This is a genomic window from Novosphingobium guangzhouense, from assembly GCF_002896965.1.
In the GTDB taxonomy this organism is placed as follows: Bacteria; Pseudomonadota; Alphaproteobacteria; order Sphingomonadales; family Sphingomonadaceae; genus Novosphingobium; species Novosphingobium guangzhouense.
In genome coordinates, this window is sequence record NZ_LYMM01000035.1 from 1 (window position 1) to 22,391 (window position 22,391).

Annotated in this window: 23 protein-coding genes, 2 pseudogenes and 1 riboswitch; of the genes and pseudogenes, 14 read left to right on the forward strand and 11 right to left on the reverse strand. The window is 62.8% G+C overall.

The genetic code is table 11. The features are described 5' to 3' along the window. The 5 genes and pseudogenes from A8V01_RS29230 to A8V01_RS12840 form a co-directional block, all read right to left on the reverse strand. A pseudogene (locus A8V01_RS29230) lies at positions 1–123 on the reverse strand (arsenical-resistance protein); the annotation flags it as partial. A gap of 47 nt (positions 124–170) precedes the next feature. After that, positions 171–584: an arsenate reductase (glutaredoxin) gene (gene arsC / locus A8V01_RS12820; RefSeq protein ID WP_103096235.1), complete on the reverse strand. Its 414-nt coding sequence runs from the start codon at positions 582–584 to the stop codon at positions 171–173. A 10-nt stretch (positions 585–594) separates the two neighbouring features. Next, complete coding sequence (locus A8V01_RS12825) at positions 595–924, reverse strand: ArsR/SmtB family transcription factor (protein WP_103096236.1); 330 nt, start codon at positions 922–924, stop codon at positions 595–597. Between the two features lie 337 nt (positions 925–1,261). Further along, positions 1,262–1,717, reverse strand: coding sequence for a hypothetical protein (locus A8V01_RS12830; RefSeq protein ID WP_103096237.1), 456 nt, complete (start codon positions 1,715–1,717; stop codon positions 1,262–1,264). A gap of 391 nt (positions 1,718–2,108) precedes the next feature. Further along, entirely contained in the window at positions 2,109–2,315 is a 207-nt protein-coding gene (locus A8V01_RS12840) for a cold-shock protein (RefSeq protein ID WP_036526131.1), read from the reverse strand. A gap of 227 nt (positions 2,316–2,542) precedes the next feature. Between A8V01_RS12840 and A8V01_RS12845 the strand changes: the two genes are divergently transcribed. After that, entirely contained in the window at positions 2,543–2,971 is a 429-nt protein-coding gene (locus tag A8V01_RS12845) for an acyl-CoA thioesterase (protein ID WP_103096239.1), read from the forward strand. Here the strand turns inward: A8V01_RS12845 and A8V01_RS12850 are convergent. The 4 genes from A8V01_RS12850 to A8V01_RS28595 all read right to left on the reverse strand — a co-directional run bounded on the left by A8V01_RS12850 (position 2,966) and on the right by A8V01_RS28595 (position 4,536). After that, the gene (locus tag A8V01_RS12850) at positions 2,966–3,790 is read right to left on the reverse strand and encodes a transglutaminase-like domain-containing protein (RefSeq protein ID WP_103096240.1); all 825 of its coding nucleotides are present in this window, start codon (positions 3,788–3,790) and stop codon (positions 2,966–2,968) included. The genes A8V01_RS12845 and A8V01_RS12850 overlap by 6 nt on opposite strands. Then, positions 3,784–4,050, reverse strand: a complete 267-nt coding sequence (locus tag A8V01_RS12855; RefSeq protein WP_103096241.1) for an antitoxin Xre/MbcA/ParS toxin-binding domain-containing protein — start codon at positions 4,048–4,050, stop codon at positions 3,784–3,786. Before A8V01_RS12855 ends, A8V01_RS12850 begins: the two co-directional genes overlap by 7 nt. 10 nt (positions 4,051–4,060) lie before the next feature. After that, entirely contained in the window at positions 4,061–4,282 is a 222-nt protein-coding gene (locus A8V01_RS12860; protein WP_103096242.1) for a hypothetical protein, read from the reverse strand. A gap of 80 nt (positions 4,283–4,362) precedes the next feature. Next, positions 4,363–4,536, reverse strand: a complete 174-nt coding sequence (locus A8V01_RS28595; RefSeq protein WP_170065912.1) for a hypothetical protein — start codon at positions 4,534–4,536, stop codon at positions 4,363–4,365. Between the two features lie 309 nt (positions 4,537–4,845). Between A8V01_RS28595 and infA the strand changes: the two genes are divergently transcribed. Beyond that, entirely contained in the window at positions 4,846–5,115 is a 270-nt protein-coding gene (gene infA, locus A8V01_RS12865) for a translation initiation factor IF-1 (RefSeq protein WP_036526130.1), read from the forward strand. Between the two features lie 29 nt (positions 5,116–5,144). Further along, positions 5,145–5,291, forward strand: a complete 147-nt coding sequence (locus A8V01_RS28600) for a hypothetical protein (RefSeq protein WP_170065913.1) — start codon at positions 5,145–5,147, stop codon at positions 5,289–5,291. A gap of 92 nt (positions 5,292–5,383) precedes the next feature. Here the strand turns inward: A8V01_RS28600 and A8V01_RS12870 are convergent, their stop codons facing one another. After that, complete coding sequence (locus A8V01_RS12870) at positions 5,384–5,746, reverse strand: response regulator (RefSeq protein ID WP_103096243.1); 363 nt, start codon at positions 5,744–5,746, stop codon at positions 5,384–5,386. A gap of 544 nt (positions 5,747–6,290) precedes the next feature. Between A8V01_RS12870 and A8V01_RS12875 the strand changes: the two are divergent. The 11 genes and pseudogenes from A8V01_RS12875 to fahA form a co-directional block, all read left to right on the forward strand. After that, positions 6,291–6,629: pseudogene (locus A8V01_RS12875) on the forward strand (transposase); the annotation flags it as partial. 506 nt (positions 6,630–7,135) lie between these two features. Continuing rightward, the gene (locus A8V01_RS12880) at positions 7,136–8,377 is read left to right on the forward strand and encodes a putative DNA modification/repair radical SAM protein (protein ID WP_103096244.1); all 1,242 of its coding nucleotides are present in this window, start codon (positions 7,136–7,138) and stop codon (positions 8,375–8,377) included. Positions 8,378–8,388: 11 nt separating this feature from the next. Further along, positions 8,389–9,783, forward strand: coding sequence for a UdgX family uracil-DNA binding protein (locus tag A8V01_RS12885; protein WP_425437322.1), 1,395 nt, complete (start codon positions 8,389–8,391; stop codon positions 9,781–9,783). 60 nt (positions 9,784–9,843) lie between these two features. Next, complete coding sequence (locus tag A8V01_RS12890) at positions 9,844–10,098, forward strand: RNA-binding protein (RefSeq protein WP_170065914.1); 255 nt, start codon at positions 9,844–9,846, stop codon at positions 10,096–10,098. 129 nt (positions 10,099–10,227) lie between these two features. Next, the gene (locus A8V01_RS12895) at positions 10,228–10,752 is read left to right on the forward strand and encodes an RNA polymerase sigma factor (RefSeq protein ID WP_103096247.1); all 525 of its coding nucleotides are present in this window, start codon (positions 10,228–10,230) and stop codon (positions 10,750–10,752) included. A gap of 57 nt (positions 10,753–10,809) precedes the next feature. After that, the gene (locus A8V01_RS12900) at positions 10,810–11,760 is read left to right on the forward strand and encodes a FecR family protein (protein WP_245892475.1); all 951 of its coding nucleotides are present in this window, start codon (positions 10,810–10,812) and stop codon (positions 11,758–11,760) included. A 37-nt stretch (positions 11,761–11,797) separates the two neighbouring features. Continuing rightward, positions 11,798–14,191: a TonB-dependent receptor gene (locus tag A8V01_RS12905; protein ID WP_425437321.1), complete on the forward strand. Its 2,394-nt coding sequence runs from the start codon at positions 11,798–11,800 to the stop codon at positions 14,189–14,191. 101 nt (positions 14,192–14,292) lie between these two features. Beyond that, positions 14,293–17,493, forward strand: a complete 3,201-nt coding sequence (locus A8V01_RS12910) for an autotransporter outer membrane beta-barrel domain-containing protein (protein ID WP_103096249.1) — start codon at positions 14,293–14,295, stop codon at positions 17,491–17,493. Between the two features lie 10 nt (positions 17,494–17,503). Then, positions 17,504–18,022: a DUF6438 domain-containing protein gene (locus A8V01_RS12915; RefSeq protein WP_245892478.1), complete on the forward strand. Its 519-nt coding sequence runs from the start codon at positions 17,504–17,506 to the stop codon at positions 18,020–18,022. A 121-nt stretch (positions 18,023–18,143) separates the two neighbouring features. Next, the gene (locus A8V01_RS12920; RefSeq protein WP_103096250.1) at positions 18,144–19,445 is read left to right on the forward strand and encodes an ATP-binding protein; all 1,302 of its coding nucleotides are present in this window, start codon (positions 18,144–18,146) and stop codon (positions 19,443–19,445) included. A 130-nt stretch (positions 19,446–19,575) separates the two neighbouring features. Continuing rightward, positions 19,576–20,904, forward strand: a complete 1,329-nt coding sequence (fahA, locus tag A8V01_RS12925; protein ID WP_103096251.1) for a fumarylacetoacetase — start codon at positions 19,576–19,578, stop codon at positions 20,902–20,904. Here fahA and A8V01_RS12930 read toward each other — a convergent pair. Next, positions 20,888–21,889 (reverse strand): alpha/beta fold hydrolase, encoded by a 1,002-nt coding sequence (locus A8V01_RS12930; protein WP_245892479.1) that lies wholly within the window; start codon positions 21,887–21,889, stop codon positions 20,888–20,890. The two genes, fahA and A8V01_RS12930, sit on opposite strands and share 17 nt — an antisense overlap. A gap of 101 nt (positions 21,890–21,990) precedes the next feature. Further along, positions 21,991–22,233, forward strand: a riboswitch (cobalamin riboswitch). Positions 22,234–22,391: the final 158 nt, after the last annotated feature.

Genomic DNA, 22,391 nt, shown 5'->3' on the forward strand with positions numbered 1-22,391 from the left:
CACAGTAATCGATGCCACGCCCAGCAGCAGGCCCACCAGCGGCGCAAAGGCAAAGACCATGATTAGGTCGTTCAGCGCCACTTGGCTCAAGGTATAGTTCGGCTCACCGTCGACGAGGTTGGCCGCAATGGCCCGCGCATCGCCGACCGTTGCCCTACGAACCGAAAGGCTCATCGCCGGGTCGCTTCCACGACTTCGCCGTCTTCCTTGACGAAAGTGCCGCGCTGCTCGGCCGGCAGCAGGTCCAGCACTGCTTCGGAAGGGCGGCAGAGCTTCACGCCCAGCGGCGACACCACCAATGGCCGGTTAATGAGGATGGGATGTTCCATCATCGCGTCGACCAAGGCTTCGTTCGTCAAGGTCTCGTCGCCGAGGCCCAGTTCGGCATAAGGCGTACCCTTCTCGCGCAGCAGAGCGCGCGGGGTAATGCCTGCCCGCTCGATGAGTTCCACCAGCAGTGTACGGCTTGGCGGCGTCTTCAGGTACTCGACGACATGAGGCTCGATGCCAGCATTGCGGATCATGGCCAGGGCATTACGAGAGGTCCCGCAAAGCGGGTTATGGTAGATCACGATATCGGTCATTGTTGCCTCTTCAGCAGCAGGTAAGTTCGGCCAAAAGCGGCTCGCAGAGTTCGGCGCGCCCCTGGCAGCAATCCTTGGCCAGATAGACCATCAGTCCGCGCAGCGCGTCGAGGTTGGCGCGCTGGATTTGTTGGCGGCCACGCTTCTCGGAAAGCACCAGTCCGGCTTTCGCCATCACGGCGAGATGCGTCGAAAACGTGCTCTGGGTCAGTCCCGATGCCTCGACCAGTTCGCCGGTCGACAGACCTTCAGGCTCGTGCCGGATCAGCAGGCGGAACGCATCGAGCCTCGTCGGATGGCCGAGAGCGGAGAGAATCGAGAGTGCATCATCAGTGCTCATGCATCGGAATTATTCGATGCGAGTTGCCCCGTCAATAAAAGATCGCATATTCCCGATGTATCGGTGGCCAGCAGTAATGGCGGCTTAGATGACTCTGAGGCGTGAAGCTGCCTTTCCGGAGACGGCCAGCTTTACGGGACCTGCCGGGCGGCACTGCGCCCATTATCGCCGTTTAGCGCGCCCTTCTGGATTCCCAGGAGCGGACACTCGCGCAATCCGGTCGCTCATAGACCTGCCAATGATGAATACCCGTTGCGATGGCATAGGATGGCCCAGCAACCGTTGATCGGGCCTATGTCGTGTTCTGTCGGCGTCTCTGGTATCCCGCTCGTCGAGGCTACCCGTGAGTGCTGCCAAAACCGGGGCGGATGCGATGGGCATCTTCCTCTACCTCAATTGCGCGCTGACCCGTCACCACGTCCACCATGCAATTGAAGAACTCTAAGGCTTCATAAGGCGTCGTCAGCGGCAGTTGTACTTTTGCGCCGAGCAAGGCATTCGCTGCGTCCTCTTCGGTTGCATCCCGAAGTTGTATCAGCAGAATATCCTTACGCGCCTTGCAATCATCAAGCTGGTTACTGAGCAAATCAGCGACCAGTCTCACAAAGTCCTGCCGCTCAGGCGCTTCCGGATTTGCACGCAGGAAATCCTCGATCGAGATGCTCGTGACGGCGCCGCCTGATGAGCGGTTAGCTTCATGTACCACCGTGGTTTTGTCGGGCCCGTTCCCACGGGCCAGATACCACTGGTCGCCGTTGGAGCTGAGAGAAAATTGCAGCATCGGATGGGTCATGGCGAATTCAACTCCGCGAGTGCCGAGGGAAAGCGGTGAAAATGGACTCGTTCGTCATCACCACGGCCCTCGTGCGTGACAGACGGGGTAGCGCCGGACGATACCGGCGATCAGCTTTTACGTGAAAACCCGACGCATCTCCTCGGCGCCTTCCGGCCTCACTCAGACAAGACGAGTGCCACCGTTCGGAAGAGGCTTGATCAGCCAACTCGGGCCACGCGGACGCGGCTCGCAGGCATAGGTTACGCACCTGAGGCAGGCTTGCCGCATCTGCTAAAATTGTCTGAAAATCTGCTTGCTCGCGATAAAATACCGGCGGCGACATAAATTTACTCCTGCCCCCCGGAAACAAGATTGGCGGACTTGGCAATGGTCCGCCGCTCTCGTTTGCTCAGGCCGACTGGAGATTGACGGCCGAGGTCTTGCCCCGACGGTCGGTTTCCAGTTCGTAGGACACGCGCTGATCCTTGTTCAGAGTACGCATGCCCGCGCGTTCGACCGCGCTGATGTGAACGAAGGCGTCATCCCCACCCGTTTCGGGAGCGATGAAGCCGAAGCCCTTATCCGCGTTGAAGAATTTAACGGTTCCGGTGATCATGTGGGTATCCTTTGCCCAATGCAGTATGACGGGCATGCGCCAATGGCGGCGCATCCCGGCTTCGTGAGGCTAGTAAAGGACAAAGGGGAGCCTTGGCGGCCCAATATCCGTCATAGGCGACGTTTCAGCTTGGCTCTTGTACGCGCTTTCGAAAAAATAGATAGCCCGAATTGGATTGCCATTCGAAAATGAATCCAGAGTGTCATATCACTGTGATACATGGCGCCATGAATTCTTCTCAATTGCACGATTGCCCTTTGATAATCGAAATCGATGACATCGACTTTATGGGTCATGTCAATAATTCTATCTATTTGAAATGGGTGCAGGCAGCTGTCATCCAACATTGGCATAAGGTCGCGTCGCCTGCGGCAATTGCGGCCTATCTATGGATCGCACTCAAACATGAGATCACGTATCGCAAGCCAGCATTCCTTCGCGACCAGCTGACGGCCAATGTGGTGCTGGAGCAGGTCCGGCGGGAAAGCGCATTCTACGAAACGACGATCCGGCGCGGCAGCGAAGTGATTGCCGAGGTGAAATCGCGTTGGTGCTGCGTTGATGCCGTGACACAGCGTCCAGTCCGGGTGACAGCCGCCGTAATGGCATGTTTCTTCCCCGAAGCCGCCGATGAGCAGGCCGCTCCAGCGTTATGATGAAGCAAGACCCACTCTGTCTTCGTCCGTGTAGATGTCGAACCGGGAAAGTGTGACAGGTCCGAAAGTCATCGTCAGCGCCGCATCGGCCGCGTCCCGTCCTCGCGCCATCAATATTCGCCCGCTGCGAGGGCGGTTGTGCCTTGCATCAAAGACATACCAGCGATCGCCCAGCCACACTTCAAACCATGCTGAAAAATCCATGTCGCCCAGTGGCTTTGGCAAGTCCATGTCACCAAGATATCCGGTACAGTAGCGTGCGGGTACGTTCATGCAGCGGCAGAGCGCGATCGCCAGATGGGCAAAATCACGGCAGACACCTTCGCGCTCCTCGAACACATCCCACGCTGTCTTTGTCGGCCTTGCCTTCATGTAGTCGAAGCGAATGTGACGATGTACAAAATCCACGATCGCCTGGACCAGCGCCCACCCCGGAGGAGTGTTGCCGAACAAATCCCATGCCACTTCGCTCAGCCGGTCCGTCTCGCAGTAGCGGCTCGCCAGAAGGTAGAGCATCACATCGTCCGGCAAAGCCTCGATCGATGACTGCAATGCCTCCGGTGCCACCGGGTCAGGCTGGAAATCATCCTCGATGACAAAGCCGCAGGACAACGTCAGACCGCCGGCCGGAATGGTAATGCGGGTGCAGGTGTTGCCGAAGCTGTCGACGTAGTCGTAGAGCGGGACGTCGGGCGTCGTGAACAGGCGCTGCGGCGTGCGCAAATCCTTGTTGCGCGAAGCATGGACGCTCAGGTGCGCCAGCATCGGCACAGGCTGCTCGCAGGTGAAAGCGATATCGTATCCCGCGCGGATCAGCATGCAGGCTTCAGGTCCGCAAGGGCGCGCTCCACCCGGCTTAAGCCCTCCGCAGATTCCACGGCGAGATCAAGGGGCCTCCCGCCCAGTTTGCAGCAAGCCGTGTTGAGATAGGCGATGGCCTCGTCCCGACTTTCGAATGCTTCAAGCGCCAGTCTCGTTGCCAGACCCTGGCGACTTGCCGCATCTGGGGCCAGTTTAGGCCGGTCCGACCAACGCATTTTCGCGCGGGTCGGTCGAGCGGGCTTTTCGTCGCTTTCCATTTCGGATTTCCTATTGATACGGCCGCATCCGATGTGCGGCGATCTTCCAGAGCATGCTGGTTATCTGGACCTGTCCAATTGAGGAGCCGGTCGCGATCTCAAGCACGGTGCATGCGCGATCGGGAGCTGTGCTGAACAGGAAATCCCGTGCGGCCACCCGGCCGCCCAGCAGGGCAAATGCAAGATCGGTTATCTCGCTGCGCCGCTGAAAAGTCAGATCGTCTCTCGACACCCGATTCCATTGTCGTCCGCACGGCGGGATGCCCGTTGGGCGCGACCTCGGGCATGCGAAGTGGTTCGCCGCAGGCCAGTTCATGACCATTGGGGATAGGCAGATACACCCATGTCCTGCCGTAGCCGGGCAATCCTGGTTTCATAATGCCGCACCAGATCGAACCGCGACCCGGCATCACGATTACCCTTGTTATGGGTGGCGAACTGGATGAGGGCAATCTGATGGTGATAAAGTAGCTGATTGAGGTCCATGCAGGCTCTCCTTGTTTTGCGGGAGCGCGCTTGGTCTCTCAGTCGCCGAGGTGCAGAAATGACCGGCAATATTTTTTCTTTAAACCATTTGATCCGGATCACCGAGCAAATTCGTTGAATGGACGAAATATTTAAAAAATTCCGTCCTCATTGAAAAATCTATTTTCCGATGTATATGGAGTTCTCTGCGTCGTTTTGACGAAATTGCGCCTGCAGTGCGCATGCTCTTTCAGACATCAGCATGGCTCTCATGACCGCCGCTTTTGCGCATGCATGTCGGCGGGTGCACTCAATTTCGGGATATCATGATTGGCCAAGGAAGAATTGCTGACGATGGAAGGCTTTATCGAGGAAATCCTCCCCGATGGCCGCTTCGCGGTTCTGCTTGATAATGAGCACAAGATCATTGCCTACACGGCGGGCAAGATGCGCAAGTTCCGCATCCGCTCGGTGGTGGGAGATCGCGTGCATGTCGAAATGACACCTTACGATCTTTCGAAGGGCCGGATCGTGTTTCGGGAAAAAACGCCCGGACAAGGCGGAGGGCCGCCGAGACGGCGCAGCGGTTTTAGAAGATAAAAGCGGAAGAATCCGCATCATAGGAAAACATGCATACCAATATCCAAGGCGCGCAAAAGCGTCCCGAAAATGCCATCTACCAATCAGTGGCCGGACATCACGGTCCGGTTCAGCCGCCCATCGGCCTGCTGAGCCGGGATCATTTGCGGCGTCTTGTCGCTGCCATGGTCGATTGATCCACCCTTGATTTCAACCGGTGCGCCATCTCGTTTAGATGGCGCGCTGCCCAACCTTCTGGACGCACCAAATTGGCGTGCGCCGCAGCGGCTCAAGAGAGAAGGTTCGCTAATGCCTCCGTGAGCGCTCGTTCCCGGTACGGCTTTTCAAGGAAGATAGCGCCGGCAGGCATTTCGTGCCGAGCCAGCGGCCTGCGTCCCGAAGTAATAATGATGCCGATCATCGGGTGGCGAGCGCGTGCTTCAAAAGCCAGGGCTACGCCGTCGATCGGGCCCGGCATGTCTATGTCGGTGAACAGGATCGCGATCGAAGGGTTCTCCGCGAGGATGCTGAGAGCACGTGTAGCGTTCGTTGCTTCTTTCGTAATCAATCCCGCGCTTTCGACCATGTCGCAGGCGGCCAGCAAAATAATGGGCTCATCCTCGACAACGAGGACGATCGATAGAGGCGGCATGAAATGACAGCTTTCTGCGGGGCGCAGCAGTCAGCCCGGCATGCCGTCCCGATTTCATGGGCCGAGGCTCTCAGGCCCCGATCGAGCCCAATTAGCAAAACAGCGACAGGTCCTATGAGTTCCGGGGTCATTTGAATATTCGGCCAATTTGCAAAGATGTCGCGTTGATAGGCGAAACGAATGCTTCAAATCGGCGGGATAGCCAGCGTCGGGATTTTCCACCCGACCAACGTAATATGCAAGTGATCTGTAGGATAATGTTTTTAATATTTTCGCAAGAAAACTTACCCGTCTGAATTGACAAAACTTGTTGCGCAACATCTGAAAGTCGGCTGCCGCAATGAACATCATGAACTGCTGAGCGTTCGAGAGCTCCCTCAGCCGACTTTTGCCAACGGCGGCTATTATGATAGCTGAGCTACGAAGCAGACATTCGCCTGTCGGCCAAAAAGCGACCGTCTAAACTCCGGAAAGTTTGCCTACCGGAGTTAGGGGCGGCGGGGAAAGCAACCGCCCCGCTAGGCTCCGCGTGCCTGCGAGGGATGACCAGTTGCGCGCCCGCTGGCCAAGGCTCGGCGCTTGCATGGACGATGCCGAGCATGACGTGCTCGCCTACATGACCTTCCCCGAGCAGCACCGGGTCAAGCTCCACAGCGCCAATCCGCTGGAACGCCTGAACAAGGAAGTGAAGCGCCGCGCCGATGTGGTCGGCATCTTCCCGAACGAGGACAGCATCATCCGCCTCGTCGGCGCCGTCCTGCTCGAGCAGAATGACGAATACCAGCTCCAGCACCGCTACATGCAGATCGAGGGCATGGCCGCCCTTGCCACACCAATGATCGAAGAGGCACAGCCGCTACAGATTACACCCAAGGCCGCCTGAAAATGCAGCCCAGTGGCCACAACCGATTTTACACCACATTGACGGACGCGACCGTCGCGGTAGGCGTCCCCACAAGATTTATCCACAACCAACACACAACTCGCCGCTCATCCGAGGCGCCATGCCCCATTCTCATTTCGAGCCGTACCATCGCACTACAGTCCACGCGAAATTGGTTGTTTTTTTTGGCTGCTGCAGGCGATTGACATATGGATAACATTACTTTTCAACGTGTTACACCTTAGGGATTCGTCATGTCTCCCCGACCAACTTCCTCATTCTCAAAACTTGAAGGTCGCGCATCGGCCCTAGCGACGAAGGTCGCGACGACCGGGATGCCGATCGTCGCGACCGCTGCCGGTTGACAGGGGGGTAGCTCTCGCTGGCCCGCGGCAGCGGGATCAATCTCTACGCTCAACAGCTTGAGTCCAATCCGCAATTTTCCCGGATGACTATTTACCATGCGCCGGCTTGCCTTGATGGTGAATGGAACATATAAAGAACACATGTCCCGCTCATCTGTCATGGACCGCCTGGAACTCCTTGCCGATGCCGCCAAGTACGATGCGTCATGCGCGTCTTCAGGCACATCCAAACGCAACAGCCGGGATGGGCGCGGGCTTGGTTCGACCGAGGGCATGGGCATCTGTCATGCCTACGCACCTGATGGTCGATGCATTTCGCTACTCAAGCTGCTGCTGACGAACCACTGCATCTTCGATTGCCACTACTGCATCAATCGCAAGAGTTCGAACGTCCGCCGCGCCCGCTTTACGCCGCAGGAAGTGGTCGATCTCACCCTGTCGTTCTATCGGCGCAACTATATCGAGGGGCTGTTCCTGTCGTCAGGCATCGTCAAGTCATCCAGCCACACGATGGAGCAACTGATTGAAGTCGCGCGCATCCTTCGGGAAGAACACGATTTTCGAGGGTACATTCATCTCAAGACGATCCCCGAGGCGGACCCCGAACTGGTCGCGCAGGCGGGGCTTTGGGCCGACCGTGTCTCCATCAACGTCGAATTGCCCACCGACGCCGGACTGTCGCGCCTTGCCCCCGACAAGAACGGCGCCACGATCGAAGGCGCCATGGGTAAGCTTTCAGGCGCGATCACCGAAGCACACGATGCGCGCCGACGTTTTCGCAAGGCGCCGGTGTTCGCGCCTGCCGGTCAGTCGACACAGATGATCGTGGGTGCAGACGGGGCGAGCGACGCGCAGATCGTCGGCAAGGCGAGCACGCTTTATGACCGCTTCTCTCTCAAGCGCGTCTATTATTCCGCCTTCAGCCCGATCCCGGAAGCCAGTGCGGTGCTGCCGCTCAAGCGTCCGCCACTGATGCGCGAGCACCGGCTTTACCAGTCGGACTGGCTGATGCGATTCTATGGATTTGCGCCTCAGGAAGTGCAGCAGGCGACCGAGGACGACGGTATGCTTCCGCTGGACATCGATCCCAAGCTGGCCTGGGCGCTCAAGTTCCGCGATCACTTCCCCGTCGACCTGAACAGCGCGCCGCGCGAAGCGATGCTGCGGGTGCCGGGACTGGGCGTGAAGGCGGTAGATGCAGTGCTGGCCGCGCGCAGACAACGATCGATACGACTGGAAGATCTCTCGCGGCTCAGCGTGTCGGTCAGAAAGCTGCGGCCGTTCATCGTCACGCAGGACTGGCGCCCCACCCTGCTACTCGACCGTGCCGACCTTCGCGCAAGGCTTGCTCCGCCGGCCCGGCAAATGGAACTGTTCGCGTGATCGGGCCTGCCATGGCCCAGCCTGACGACTTCGAAACATGGCGCGATGAAGCGCGGGCGCTTGTCGCCCAAGGGGTGTCTCCCGAAGCTGCTGCCTGGGCGGAGGCCGATGGAACGGGCGACCTCTTCGCTACGCCGGCGCAGCCGACTGCACCGCCGCCGCGTCAGGCACGCGAAGTCCGCGCGAACCGGGCCTTCATCGATCTTGCGCGCAGTGCGATCCTGCATCGCGATCCCGCGCGGCAAGGCCTGCTGTACCGTGTGCTTTGGCGTTTGCAGGACCATCCTCATCTGATGCGGGACGCTGCCGATCACGATGTCGTCGCGCTTTCGCGGCTGGCCCGGCAAGTGCGGCACGACATTCACAAGATGCGCGCTTTCGTGCGCTTTCGCAGCGTGACGGAAGAAGACGGCAGCGATCGTTTCATCGCCTGGTTCGAACCCGAACACCGGATCGAACGCGCCAACGCGGAATTCTTCGTGAACCGCTTTGCCAGCCAGCGCTGGTCGATACTGACGCCGCGCCTCTCGCTGCATTGGGATGGTAAGGAATTGCACGAAGGGCCGCCCGCTTCACGCTACGATGCGCCTGCAGAAGATGCGACGGAAGAGCTGTGGCTGGGCTATTATCGTTCGATCTTCAATCCGGCGCGGCTGAAAGTGGGCATGATGCTGAAGGAAATGCCGCGTCGGTACTGGAAGAACCTGCCCGAAGCGCGCCAGATTCCCGCCCTCATAGCCGGAGCAAGGCAGCGCGAGGCGCAAATGATCGCGACAGGCGCCAATCTGTTCGAGCAGGAAGCAGTGCCTGACAGCATGCAGGCTATCGCCGAGGGTATCGCACAGTGCCGCCGCTGCCCGATCGGCTGCAACGGCACCAGCGCGGTGATGGGCGAAGGTCCGCGCAATGCTTCACTCATGATCGTGGGCGAACAGCCCGGCGACACGGAAGAGCGAGAGAATCGGCCTTTCATCGGCCCGGCCGGACAGTTGCTCGATCGCGCCCTCGGCGACGCAGGCGTGGATCGGGCGGCGGCTTATGTGACCAATGCGGTCAAACATTTCAAGTTCACCCCGCGCGGCAAACGGCGGCTGCATCAGGCACCCACTGCGGGCGAAATCGACATTTGCCGCTGGTGGCTCGACAATGAACGGGCGCTGGTCCGGCCGAAGGTCATATTGGCGCTGGGTGCAAGCAGCGCCCGCGGATTGCTTGGGCGCACGCCTGCAATCGGGCGCGAGCGGGGACAGGCGCTGCCCCTCCCCGACGGTACGGTGGTATGGCTTACCGCGCATCCAAGCTACCTGTTGCGGCTGGACGGAGAAGCGCGCGAACGAGAGCATGACCGCTTCGCGCAGGACCTCGACGGCCTTAAACACGTTCTTGCGGCCAACGGCGCGGGCTAAGTGCAACTCCGGGGGTTTTTGCGCGTTAAGGGAGACGGCAAACATAGAAGGGGAATGGTTATGGCCAGCGAATGCACCGCCTACCGCGACTCTAAAGGCGGACTTCACAGCAGTCCCGAACGCGCAACTCTAGAAGATCTTGCCGGAGTACTTGGCCGCGTCGGCGATGAGGGCGGAATGACGGGCGGTGTCGCCCGGATGATCTTCGACAAGCGCGCGGAAATCGAACGCGTTTTTGCAGAGCACGATCACATGATTGAAGCAGCTCCGCCCGCGGCCATCGAACCCGGACATCACATCCGCGCGGTGAACTGACGGGCCTGGATCTCGGTCGTCCCGGCACCAGCTCTTCGGCGTCGGGACGACAGCACTTCCCCGCAGGCGCGCGAACGTCTATCAGGCTGCCCGACCCAGAGTAGCCCTTAGTGTTCGTGCCCGCCGTTCGTGACCGTAGAACCTGCATCCTCAGCCGGCCTCGAAGCGGCTTTTCTCGAGAATCGGGATAAGCTGCTGCGATTCTTGCGCGCGCGTGGCGCGGGTGAAGCAGCCGAAGATATCGTGCAGGAAGTCTGGCTGAAGATTTCGGCCAGCCGCCCCGGTCCCGTCGCCTCGCCGTTGTCCTACCTGTTTCGCACTGCTGACCTGCTGATGATCGACCGATTCCGTTCGACCCGGCAGGCCGACGTGCGCGACCGCGACTGGACCGAAGTTAACGCCGGAGACCCGCCGGGCGTCTCGGCCGAACCTTCCGCAGAACGCCGCATCGCCGCTGCGCAGGAAGCGGCCACCGTCCTTGCGCTGCTTGACGGGCTGGGGGCGCGCGCAGCGAAGATTTTCCGTCGCCACCGCATCGAGGGCGCCGCGCAGAAGGTCGTGGCTGCCGAAATGGGCATCAGCCTGAGCACCGTCGAAAGCGATCTTCGGGTGGCTTACCGGGCGCTCGCGGAATGGAAGGAACGGTCGAAATGAGGCCCACGATGAGGCTGAAGCCGATCGTCTCCGTCTTCGCTGTTGAAGGAGCGCCCGATGGCGAACGACATGGCGAGTGACAATGTGATCCGGGACGAAGCGCTCGGCTGGACGGTGCGCGTGGGCGACCCTGCGTTTGCCGACTGGGAAGCGTTCACCCTCTGGCTTGAGGCCGACCCGGCCCATGCTCGTGCCTATGACGAAGTGGCCGCGTCGGTTGCCGATGCCGCGCAACTTGTCGTCGCGGTCGCCCCCGCCAATGACGATCTGAAGCCTGATGAAGCGGACGAAGCCCCCCCCAGGCGCCGTCGCCCCTGGCTTGCCAGCGCGATCGCAGCCAGCCTCGCGGTGGTCGCCGGGTTCTGGGCCTTCCAGGGACAGCAGCGCGATTTCTATACCGTGGAAACGGCACTGGGCGAAACGCGCCGCGTGACGCTTGACGCGGATACGCACATCGAACTGGCGGGCGGCACCGCCGTTCGGTTTGACCGCAAGGACAAGCGCTACGCCCAGCTTGATCACGGGCAGGCCCTGTTCACCGTGCGCCACGACGCGGCGCATCCCTTCGAAGTCACCGTGGGCAAGGAACGGCTGGTGGACATCGGCACGGTGTTCGACGTGCGCCACGATGCGCAGGGACTGAGTGTGGCCGTGTCCGAAGGTGCAGTGCAGTTCGATCCCGATGGCGCCGACGTGCGCGTATCGCCCGGCGAAGTCCTGCGCCGCGCGGCCGGGGCCGGCGAATACACCCTCACCCGCCTGCCCGCCGAACAGGTCGGTGAATGGCGCGAAGGGCGCCTGACTTTCGAAAGCGCATCGCTGGAAGACGTCGCCGCCCAGCTCAAGCGGGCCACCGGCATCGAATACGTGGCGTCCCCCGGAGGCAGTGGAACGGTTTCCGGCTCGATCCTTGTCGCGCCTTTGCGCAAGGATCCGGCATCGCTCGGCGCGCTGCTGGGCCTGTCGGTGCGGTCCGAAAACGGACATTGGGTGATCGGTTCGCGCTGAGGGGATGCGCGGCGCCATCTGCATCATGGCGGCCGCAATGGCCATGCCCGCCACCGCTTCCGCTGAGGAAGTGGCCGTTGATACGCGCAGCGGCTCGGTCGGTCAGGTCGCAATCGAACTGGCGCGCCAGACGCGGTCCAGCATCGTTGTCGCTGATCCGGCCGTGGCTGCGCGGATGGTCGCCCCGATGCGCGGACGGATGGAGCCGGAACAGGCCGTGCGCATGCTGGCTCGCAAGGCTGGCGGCCGTGCAGTCGCGGTAACTACAGCCGCCTGGCGAATCGAAGCCGCCGCCCCCATAAGATCGGCCGCCACGCGCCCTTCCCGTGCGCGCACTGCCAGCATCGTCACGGTCGAGGCACAGGCCCCTGATCCCATCGTCGTTGTCGCATCGAAGCGTGATCTCACAATTGCGGAACTGCCCGGACAGGTAACCATTCTCGACGGCGAATCGCTGGAAGCAGGCGGCGTCGGTGGCACGGAAAAGATCACCCAGCGGGTTGCCACAGTCACATCGACGCACCTTGGCAGCGGGCGCAACAAGCTGTTCATCCGGGGCATCGCCGATTCCAGCTTCACCGGCCCCACACAGGCGACGGTGGGGCAGTATCTTGGCGACATCCGGCTAAGCTATAATGCGCCCGACCCGGACCTGCGCCTTTCCGACATGGCGCGGGTGGAAGTGCTGGAGGGGCCGCAGGGTACGCTGTACGGCGCGGGATCGCTGGGCGGCATCATCCGTCTGGTTCCCAACGCCCCGGTGCTGGGCGAGACGGGCGGCGCGATCACCGTCGGCGGGTCGTTGACGCAAAGCGGCGCTCCGGGCGGCGATGCGGCAGCAATGGTGAACCTTCCGCTGGGCAATTCGGTGGCCCTGCGCGCCAACTTCGATGCAGCGACGCTGGGCGGCTATATCGACAAGCCGCTGCTTGGCCGCAACGACGTGAACCGCACCCGCATCCTGGGCGGCCGCGCCGGGCTGCGCGCAGAGATCGCGCCGGACTGGACGATCGACCTGATCGGCCTTGGCCAGTCCACCGATGCGCGCGACAGCCAGTATGCCGGCCGTAACGCCCGCCCTCCCCTGACAAGCAACGCTCAGGTACCTGAAGGGTCGGACGCCGACTACCTGATGGGCCAATTCGTGATTTCCGGCCGGATTGGGGAAGTGCGTGTGCGCTCCACCACCGGCACAGTGCGCCAGAACCTTAAAGAGCGCTACGACGCGACCGTCGATGCCGATGCACCGCGCCTGTTCTCACAGGAAAACCGCACCCGCATGATCGCGCACGAAACGCGGATATGGCAGCCCGAAACCCACGGATTCGGCTGGCTGATCGGCGCCAGCTACACCCATAACCGCACGGTGCTGACCCGCAGTTTCGAGAACTTCGTCACGACTACCGCCTCGACCGGCGTGCGCAACACGATCGACGAGTTCACGCTCTACGCCGAAGCCAGCCTGCGTATTCGCCCTGGCCTTACCGCCACGGCGGGCGGGCGGCTTACCTATTCGCGCCTCGGCGGCTCGGGTGAGGATGTGCAGCCTGCCATCTCTTTCGCCATGGCCCAGGCCCGTGCGCAAGTCACTGCCGACCGCACGACGACAACGGTGCTGCCATCCGTGGCGATCAATGCCGAAGTGATGGCCGCGACCACGCTTTACATGCGCTATCAGGAAGGCTTCCGCCCCGGCGGGTTCGCCATCGAAAGCGACTACGTCCGCCGTTTCCAGAGCGACCGGACGCAGACCTGGGAATTCGGCATCAAGCACGGCCAGCCCGGTGTGAGCCCCTTCGACGTTGCCGCAAGCGTTTCATATACCCGCTGGCGCGATATCCAGGCCGACTTCATCGACAATTCCGGCTTGCCCAGCACGGCCAACATCGGCGACGGCCGGGTCTGGTCGGCCAGCCTGACCGGCGGCGTCGAACTGCTCGCCGGTCTGCGGCTGGAGGCAGGCGCAACGTGGAACCAGAGCAAGGTGGACCAGCCCCCTACCGAATTGCTCAGTCTTGTCGCCCGCTCGGCGGCCGCGATCGACATGTCTCCGTCCGGACTGCTTGACGCCACGCTGGCCCGATCGATGCAGGTGCCGAACATCGCCCAATTCTCCGGCCGGATGAGCCTTGGCTGGAATCGGGAAATCAGCGACGATCTGCGTCTCACCGCCAATGGCTGGGCCAGCTACGTCGGCAAGTCCCGCCTTGGAATAGGCCCGGAACTGGGCAACCCACAGGGCGATTACCTCGACAGCGGAGCGGACCTGCGCATCGGGACGGAGCGTTATGGCGTGACGCTGAGCGTCAGCAACCTGACCAATTCGCGCGGCAACCGTTTCTCGCTCGGCACCCCGTTCGGTACCGGCCGTGACCAGACGACGCCGCTGCGCCCGCGCACCGTTCGGGTGGGGCTGGACGCCCGGTTCTGATCGGGCCTTCATGAAATTTTGCGCAGCCGGGAACTTTTTCCAAGGCTGACCGGCAATGCCTCCGTCTCAAGGGTCAGACTACAGACCTCAAAGGGACGAAGATGCCTTCCCAGCTGACTGCCAAGACCCTGCTTGCCACCACGGCCGCCCTTGCCTTTGCAACCGCGGCCCATGCCGAAGACGTCAAGACCAAGCTCACCTCGCCGATCCGCACTTCCACCATCAAGAGCGGCGCGGCTGACGCCATCAACATCACGGCAGAAGGATCGGTCGTCCTGACTTCGGGCGTCGCGGTCACGCAGGACAGCAATCACGCAGTCACCAACGCCGGCAACATCACCATCACCAATGCCGACGGCGCGATCGGCATAGATTCGGTAGCGGGCGCCAGCGGGGACATCACCAACAGCGGCACCATCACCGTCGATGAAACCTACACCCCGACCGATACCGACAAGGACGGCGACCTTGACGGTCCGTTCGCGCTGGGATCGAACCGGGTCGGCATCCGCACCCAGGGCGACCACACCGGCAAGCTGACCCAGAGCGGCAAGATCGTGGTCGAAGGCAACGATTCCGCCGGTATCGCCCTGGGCGGCAAGCTGACCGGCGCTTTCACGCACGACGGCTCCACCACCGTCGTCGGCGACCGCACCATCGGCGTTTCGGCGCAGGGCATCGACGGTAACGTCCGCCTTGCCGGCACCGTCTCTGCACAAGGCCAGGATGCCATCGGTGCGCGCTTTGCGGGCGACGTGAACGGTGCGATGGTCGTTCAGGGCACTGTTGCGGCCACCGGCTATCGCTACACCACCGTGCCGTCCGACCCGTCGAAGCTGGATGCCGACGATCTGCTGCAGGGCGGATCGGCGCTGATCGTTGAAGGTAACGTCACCGGCGGCATCGTGCTGGCTGCCGCGCCCAAGGTCGATACCACAAAGCCCGATTCCGACGGTGACGGTATCGACGATTCCAAGGAAGGCACTGCGCGCGTCGTCTCTTACGGCAGCGCCGCCGCCATGCAGGTGGGCGCGACCGACCAAGCGATCGCCATCGGCCCTGTCGCCAATTCGGGCAGCAAGTTCGGCCTGATCATCGAAGGTTCGGTCGAAGGGCTGGGCCTCTATTCCGGCGTTGCCGCGAACGGCCTCGTCATCGGCGGGCGCGGGGGTGCGGTGACCGTTGCCAACGGCATCGGCGTATCGGGTTCGGTGATCGCCAGCGCCAATGGCGCCAACGCCACGGCCCTGCGCATCGGTGCGGGCGCCTCGACCCCGCTGCTGCAGAACACCGGCAACATCGGCGCCGCATCGGGCAATGCCGACAACGCCCTGGCAACCGCCGTGCGCATCGATGAAGGCGGCAGCCTGCCGACCATCCGCAACAGCGGCACGATCAAGGCGGTCGCAGGCGAAAAGGGCGCGGCCACCGCGATCATCGACGCCAGCGGCACCCTTAACCTGATCGAAAACGCAGGGACCATCTCGGCCACCGGGGCCAAGGACACCTTCAACATCGCCATCGACCTGCGCGCGGCAACCGGCGATGTCACCGTGAAGCAGACGCAGGTGGCATCGGGCGTGACTGCGCCCTCCATTGTCGGGGACATCTGGTTCGCTGGCGGCAACGACACGCTCGACCTGGCCGACGGCACCCTCGACGGAAACGTCGCCTTCGGCGCGGGCAACAACACCCTCACCCTTTCCGGTGACGCGGCGCAGCGCAGCGCGGTCAGCTTCGGTGCGGGCAACGACACCGTATCGCTTTCCGGAACGAGCGCGTTCAGCGGCCTGATCGACTTCGGGAGCGGCGCCGACGTGCTGAACCTTTCGGGCACGTCGTACTTCACCGGCTCGATCGCCAATTCGACGCAGCTGGCCGTCAACGTTTCCGGCGGCCTGCTCGATATCCGCAAGCCCGCATCGATCGCGTCGCTGGACGTGGGCAGCGCCGGCACGGTGCTCGTCACGCTCGACAAGACGGCAGGGGCCGGGTCGGCCTATACCGTTTCGGGCAACGCGACCTTCGCGGAAGGCTCCAAGCTGGCGATCCGCCTTGCCGACGTTTCCACGGCAGAAGGCACTTACCAGGTTCTCACCGCAGGCAGCCTGACCGGACGTGACAAGCTGACCACCAACACCGACCTCGTCCCCTTCATGTTCAAGGCCGAACTGGACAAGGAAGCGGCCGCCAACACCATCGTCGTCGACATTTCGCGCCGCACGGTCAGCGAACTGGGTCTCAACCGTTCGGGCGCGGCCGCTTACGATGCCGTGTTCGAACAGCTGGGCAAGGACGACAAGATCGAACAGGTCTTCCTTGGCATCACCAATGGCGACGCGTTCCGTTCCGCCGTGGGCCAGATGCTGCCCGATCACGCAGGCGGCGCTTTCGAAGGCATCAGCCTGGGCACCCGTGCCCTCGCCCGCCAGATGCAGGATCCGCAGGGACCGATCACCGCCAGCGGCCGCTTCTCCACCACGATCAACATGGCGATCTGGGGCAGCGACCGGAAGGCGGGCAACACCGCAGCCTACAAGCTGAACGGCTACGCATGGTCGGCAACCGCCGAGTACCAGACCGGCTTCGGCAAGTTCGGCGGCACGGTTGCCTACCTCAACAACAATCACAAGAACGGCGAACTAACCGAAGTGAACTCCGACGCCTTCGAACTGGCAGCGCACTGGCGCGGCAAGTTCGGCCCCGTCAGCGCCTTCGCCCGCGGATCGGCCGGCACTGCCAACTTCGACGGCGAGCGTAACTTCTACGGCACCGTGGGCTCTGAAAACGTGCGCCGCACCATGGACGCCAAGTGGGACGGCAAGTTCGTCACTTTCGCAGGCGGCGCCGCCATCGAGGGTGGTTCGCAGTTCTTCTTCTTCCGTCCCGGCGTCACCGTCGACTACGTCCGCCTGAAGGAAGACGGCTATTCGGAAACCGGCGGCGAAGGACTGGACCTTACCGTCGCATCGCGCACCAGCGACGAACTGGCAGTGAACCCCAGCATGACCGTGGGCATCGACTTCCTCGGCATGAAGGCGCGTGACGAGAACTGGTTCCGCATGGAAACCGAAGGCGGCTGGCGCGAAATCGTCAGCGGCGGCATCGGCTCCACCACCGCGCACTTCACCGATGGGGACAACTTCACCCTCGAAGGCGACGGCGCGACGAGCGGCTGGTTCGCACGCCTGCGTGCCATCGGCGGATCGGGCGGCTTCACGATGGGCGGCGAACTTTCGGCCGAGGATCGCCATGGCCGGGTCGACCTGGCCCTGCGCGGCTCCGTGACCATCGGCTGGTAAGGACGGGACGATGCGCGGACCACTCCTCTGCGGCATCGTCCTTGGCGCCGGGCTGCTGTCAAGCTGCGCCCCCCGCGTGCAGCCCGGCGTCTCTTCCCCCGCTCCGGCGGGGGAGGAACTGCGCATTTCGCGTGGACCGTGCTTCGGCTTCTGCCCGGTGTACAGCGTCTCGGTGACGCCCGCAGGCCGGGTCGACTTCACCGGGAAACGCCACACGGCCGTAATTGGCCCGCGCGCGCATTCGATAAGCCGCGCCACTTACGAACAAGTCCGCCGCGCACTGGCCGCGCTACGCCCTCACACCGGCGAGCAAGCCACGCATGCCTGCTCCGAAGCGGCAACCGACATGTCCAGCATCACGGTCGAGTGGATTGGTGCCGACGGCGCCCGCACCTCGCTCACGTACAACATGGGTTGTCGCTCTCCCGAAGGATCGGCGATGGCGCGTACCGTCGATGAGCAGCTTGGCCGCCTCGGCGTGACTGACTGGGCAGCGCAGAAGACCTGGCCGGGCGACAGCCGCGGATAATGCCCGACCCAATATGAATGTTGCCCCTGCGTCGAATTGCGTATCAAATCGTTGCTGCACACGTCCCTCCGGTTGACGCGAGGCTTCGCGCGGTGTGTGCGGATGGCGAGAGGATCAAGAAGTGGCCCGTCCCTTCGCACCGCGTTTCGCGGTCTATGTCGCACTTGTGTTCATGCTGCTGGGCGTGCTGCAACTGGCTGCCAGCCTGGTCTTCTATCAATCGATCGATCGGCAGACGCTGAACGAGGATCACGCGCGCCGCATCGCGGAACTGCTGGTCGTCAGCGACCGCATCCACAGCGCCGACCCGCGCCTGACCGCGCCCACCATGAGCACCCGCCACCTTGCGGCCGCCGTCGGCAACAGTCCCAGCGTGGCCACGCCTACCGCCGATGAATCCCTGTCCCGGATAGAACGGCGGATCATCGAGTGGGAACCCTCGCTTGGCGGGCGTTCGCTGCGGCTGGCCATGCAGGGACCGCCGGGCGGGAAGTGCGATCTTGTCGGCGCGATCCGGCTGGCGGACGGGCACTGGCTGAATTTCCGTTCGCGCGATATCAACGCGATGTGGCCTGTCGCCCTGCGCGCCACGGTACTGACCCTGGCGACGACAGTGGCCTTCCTTGCCATCGGCCTGGTCGCCCTGCACGTCCTCACCCGCCCCTTGCGCCGGATGAGCGATGCCGCCGACGCCATCGGCCGGGGGCGGCAGGTGGTCATCGCGGAGAGCGGGACGGCAGACTTGCGCAAGCTCGCCCATTCGATGAACGTCATGCAGGATCGGATCGCCCGATTGCTGCAGGATCAGGCCAAGTCGTTCGAGGCCATCAGCCACGATTTGCGCACCCCTTTGTCACGCCAGAAAGTGGCCGCCGAACTGATCGATGACGCGGAACTTGGCGACGTCATCCTTGCCAGTGTGGACGAGATGGAGGGCCTGCTCGCCTCGCTCCAGCGCTTCCTGCGTGCGCAGCATCTTGCTGCAGAGGCCGAGACGATCGACCTTGCCGAACTCGTCTCCCACGTACTGCACCCTTACGGGAATCGCGCCCGATGCGACGCCTGTGCCCCAGCTGTCACCCGCACCTTCCGCGAACCGCTGGCGCTTGCGCTGGCGGCGCTGGTTGAAAACGCCATCCAGTTCGGCGGCGAGGCACGGGTTTCCATCGGCCGCCACGAAGGCCACTGGCGCATCGAGATCGCGGATTCCGGGCCGGGCATCCCCTCCGCCTATTTCGAGGCAATCCTGGACCCGTTCTTCCGCATTGACGAGGCACGCGCCCGCGACACCAGGGGCTTCGGACTTGGCATCCCCACCGCTCACCGGCTCATGGCCCGCTTCGACGGGCAGCTTTCCTTCGCCACCTCCCCCGAAGGCGGCCTGATCGCGCGCCTGGACGTGCCGCAGCCGCCGCTGGACTGATCTGCGATTGCGGAACATCGTTACCCCGCACTTGATCCGAGAGCGCGGCGGGTCTTTAGATAGTGCTTGCCGCAAGCGGCCAACGAGCCCGGATCAACTCCGGGACGACACGATATCCGGAGAGTGACCTGTGAACTGGTGGACGATCGACGAAACGCATGACCCTGCCCGCAAAAGCTGGGTCGAAGGTGCCAAGGGCCATCGCGACTTCCCGGTCCAGAACCTGCCGTTCGGCGTGTTCTCCCTTGCAGAAGGCGCGCCGACCCGCATCGGTGTGGCGATCGCAGATCATGTGCTGGACCTTGGGGCACTGGCAACTGCGGGGCTGGTTCCCGCGCACCTTTCCGACATCTGCCGCGACGCAACGATGGCGCGCCTGATGGGGCTTTCCCCGCAGGACCGCAGTGCCCTGCGCCGTTCGCTTTCCGACGTGCTGTGCGACGAAGCCCGCCGGTCGGAAATCACGCCAATGCTGCACCCTGCACAGGACTGCATGCTGCACTTGCCCACGCGCATAGGCGACTACACCGATTTCTACGTGGGCATCCATCATGCCAACAACATCGGCCGCCAGTTCCGTCCGGACAACCCGCTGCTGCCCAACTACAAGCACGTGCCGATCGGCTATCATGGCCGTTCGTCCTCCATCCGCCCCTCCGGCGTTCCGGTGGTGCGACCGACCGGCCAGCGCAAGCCGCCCGAGGCCGACGCTCCGATCTTTGCGCCCACTGCAAGGCTCGATTACGAACTGGAGATGGGCGTCTGGATCGGCCGGGGCAACGATCTGGGCATGCCTGTTCCGATCAGCGATGCTGCGCAGCATATCGCGGGATTCTGCCTGCTCAACGACTGGTCCGCCCGCGATCTGCAGGCATGGGAATACCAGCCGCTTGGCCCTTTCCTTGCCAAGAACTTCCACTCAACGATTTCACCCTGGGTGGTGACGCCGGAAGCACTGGCGCCGTTCCGCATGGCCCAGCCGCTCCGGCCCGAGGGCGACCCGCAGCCCCTGCCCTATCTGCTCGATGCAGACGATCAGGCACACGGCGCACTGGGCGTCATGCTGCAGGTCCACCTGACCACGCAGGCCATGCGCGACGCCGGGCTTGAACCCCATCGCCTCAGCCATGGCCCCGCCAGCAACATGTACTGGACGGTGAACCAGATGGTCGCCCACCACGCATCCAACGGCTGCAACCTGACGCCCGGCGATCTGCTTGGCACCGGCACCATCTCCGCCCCGGATCGTGAGGGCTTCGGCAGCCTCATGGAAATATCGCAGGGCGGCAAGATGCCCCTGACACTCCCTACCGGCGAAACGCGATCTTTCCTGGAGGATGGCGACGAGATCAGCATCACCGCCACCGCGTCTGCGCAAGGTTACGTTTCCATCGGCTTCGGCGAATGCCGCGCGCGGATCGGGCAGGCTATCGATAAGGCAATCAGTTCAGCGCCTTGACCAGATCGGCGTTGAAGCGCTTCGCGTCCTGCACCTGCGGGCTGTGCCCGTAATCGGGATAAGTGATCAGCTTCGCGCCCGGAATCCGCGCCGCCGCCGCGCGCGCCAGCTTGGGGTAATCGCCCAGCGTAGCGCGCAGCACCGGGTCGGCGCGGGTCTTGCCTATGGCGGTGTTGTCCTTCTCTCCGATCATCAGCACGGTGGGCACCGCAATGCGCTGGATCTCGTGGATCACCGGCTGGTTGAACACCATGTCTGACGTCAGTGCCTGGCTCCATGCCACGATCGCGCCGTCCTGCCCGGCATACATCGACGCCAGCATGTCCACCCAGCGATCGTAATCCGCCCGCCACTGCCCGGCGTAGTAGGTACTTTGCTGATAGGCCTTCAGACTTTCGCGCGTGGTGCGCAGTTCCGAGGCATAGAGCCGGTCGACGGTGGTATTGGGCACCCCCTTGGCGCGCCAGTCCTCAAGCCCCAGCGGGTTGACCAGCACCAGTTTCGACACATCCGCCGGGTACTGCAATGCATAGCGCATCGCCAGCATGCCCCCCATCGAGTGGCCGACGATCACCGGCTTGTCGATCTTGAGCCGGGTCAGCAGGTCATGCGTATTGGCGGCAAGCGTGTGGAGCCCATACTGGTAGCGCTCGGGCTTGCTGGACTTGCAGAAGCCGACCTGATCCGGCGCGATGACGCGATAGCCCGCGCCCGTCAGCGCCTTGATCGTGGCGTCCCAGGTGACGGCACAGAAATTCTTGCCGTGAAGCAGCACAGCCGTGCGCCCGTTGGGCTTTGCGGGCATAACGTCGATGTAGGCCATGTCGAGCGTCTGGTTCTGGCTGTTGAAGCCGAAGTGCTGGATCGGCCGCCCGTAGGAAAAGTCCGCCAGCATCGGATCCGCCTGCGCCGGGGCGGCAAGCCCGCAGCCAAGGACCATGGCGGCAGCGGCAGCGGCAGAACGCAAGGGCGAACGCAAGGGCAACAAACGACTTCTCCTTCAAAGGCTTGAATACCTAATGTTCGCAGCTGCGAAGGGTTGCCGCAACAGGACACTTGCGCCCACCCATGCGCCCCGGTATCCGCCGGAAACAAGATCGCGCCGGTGCCCCGCAAGGGGCTTAAAAGGGAAGGCGGTGGGGGTGGTTCACCACTCGAATCCGCAGCTGTCCCTGCAACTGTAAGCGGCGAGCGCGATGCACATCGCCTTCTCCCACTCCGGGAAGGCAGCCACTGAAGCCGGACGCTGCGACATGCGAGGCTTCGGGAAGGCCGTGCATCAAGCTGTGACCCGCGAGCCAGGAGACCTGCCGGCGTCTGGTCGCTCTTGCCATGGTCCAGGGGATGGCCGCGGCACGGTTCACCGTCTGAGCGACGACACGCATGCGGCATGGGGCCGCAGCGGAGCATGGTCGCCGGGCGTCTTCGCGCCTGTCCGTCGCCCCTGCCTCGCACTGGCGCGCTTCCTGTAACGGGCGGCGCCGGTA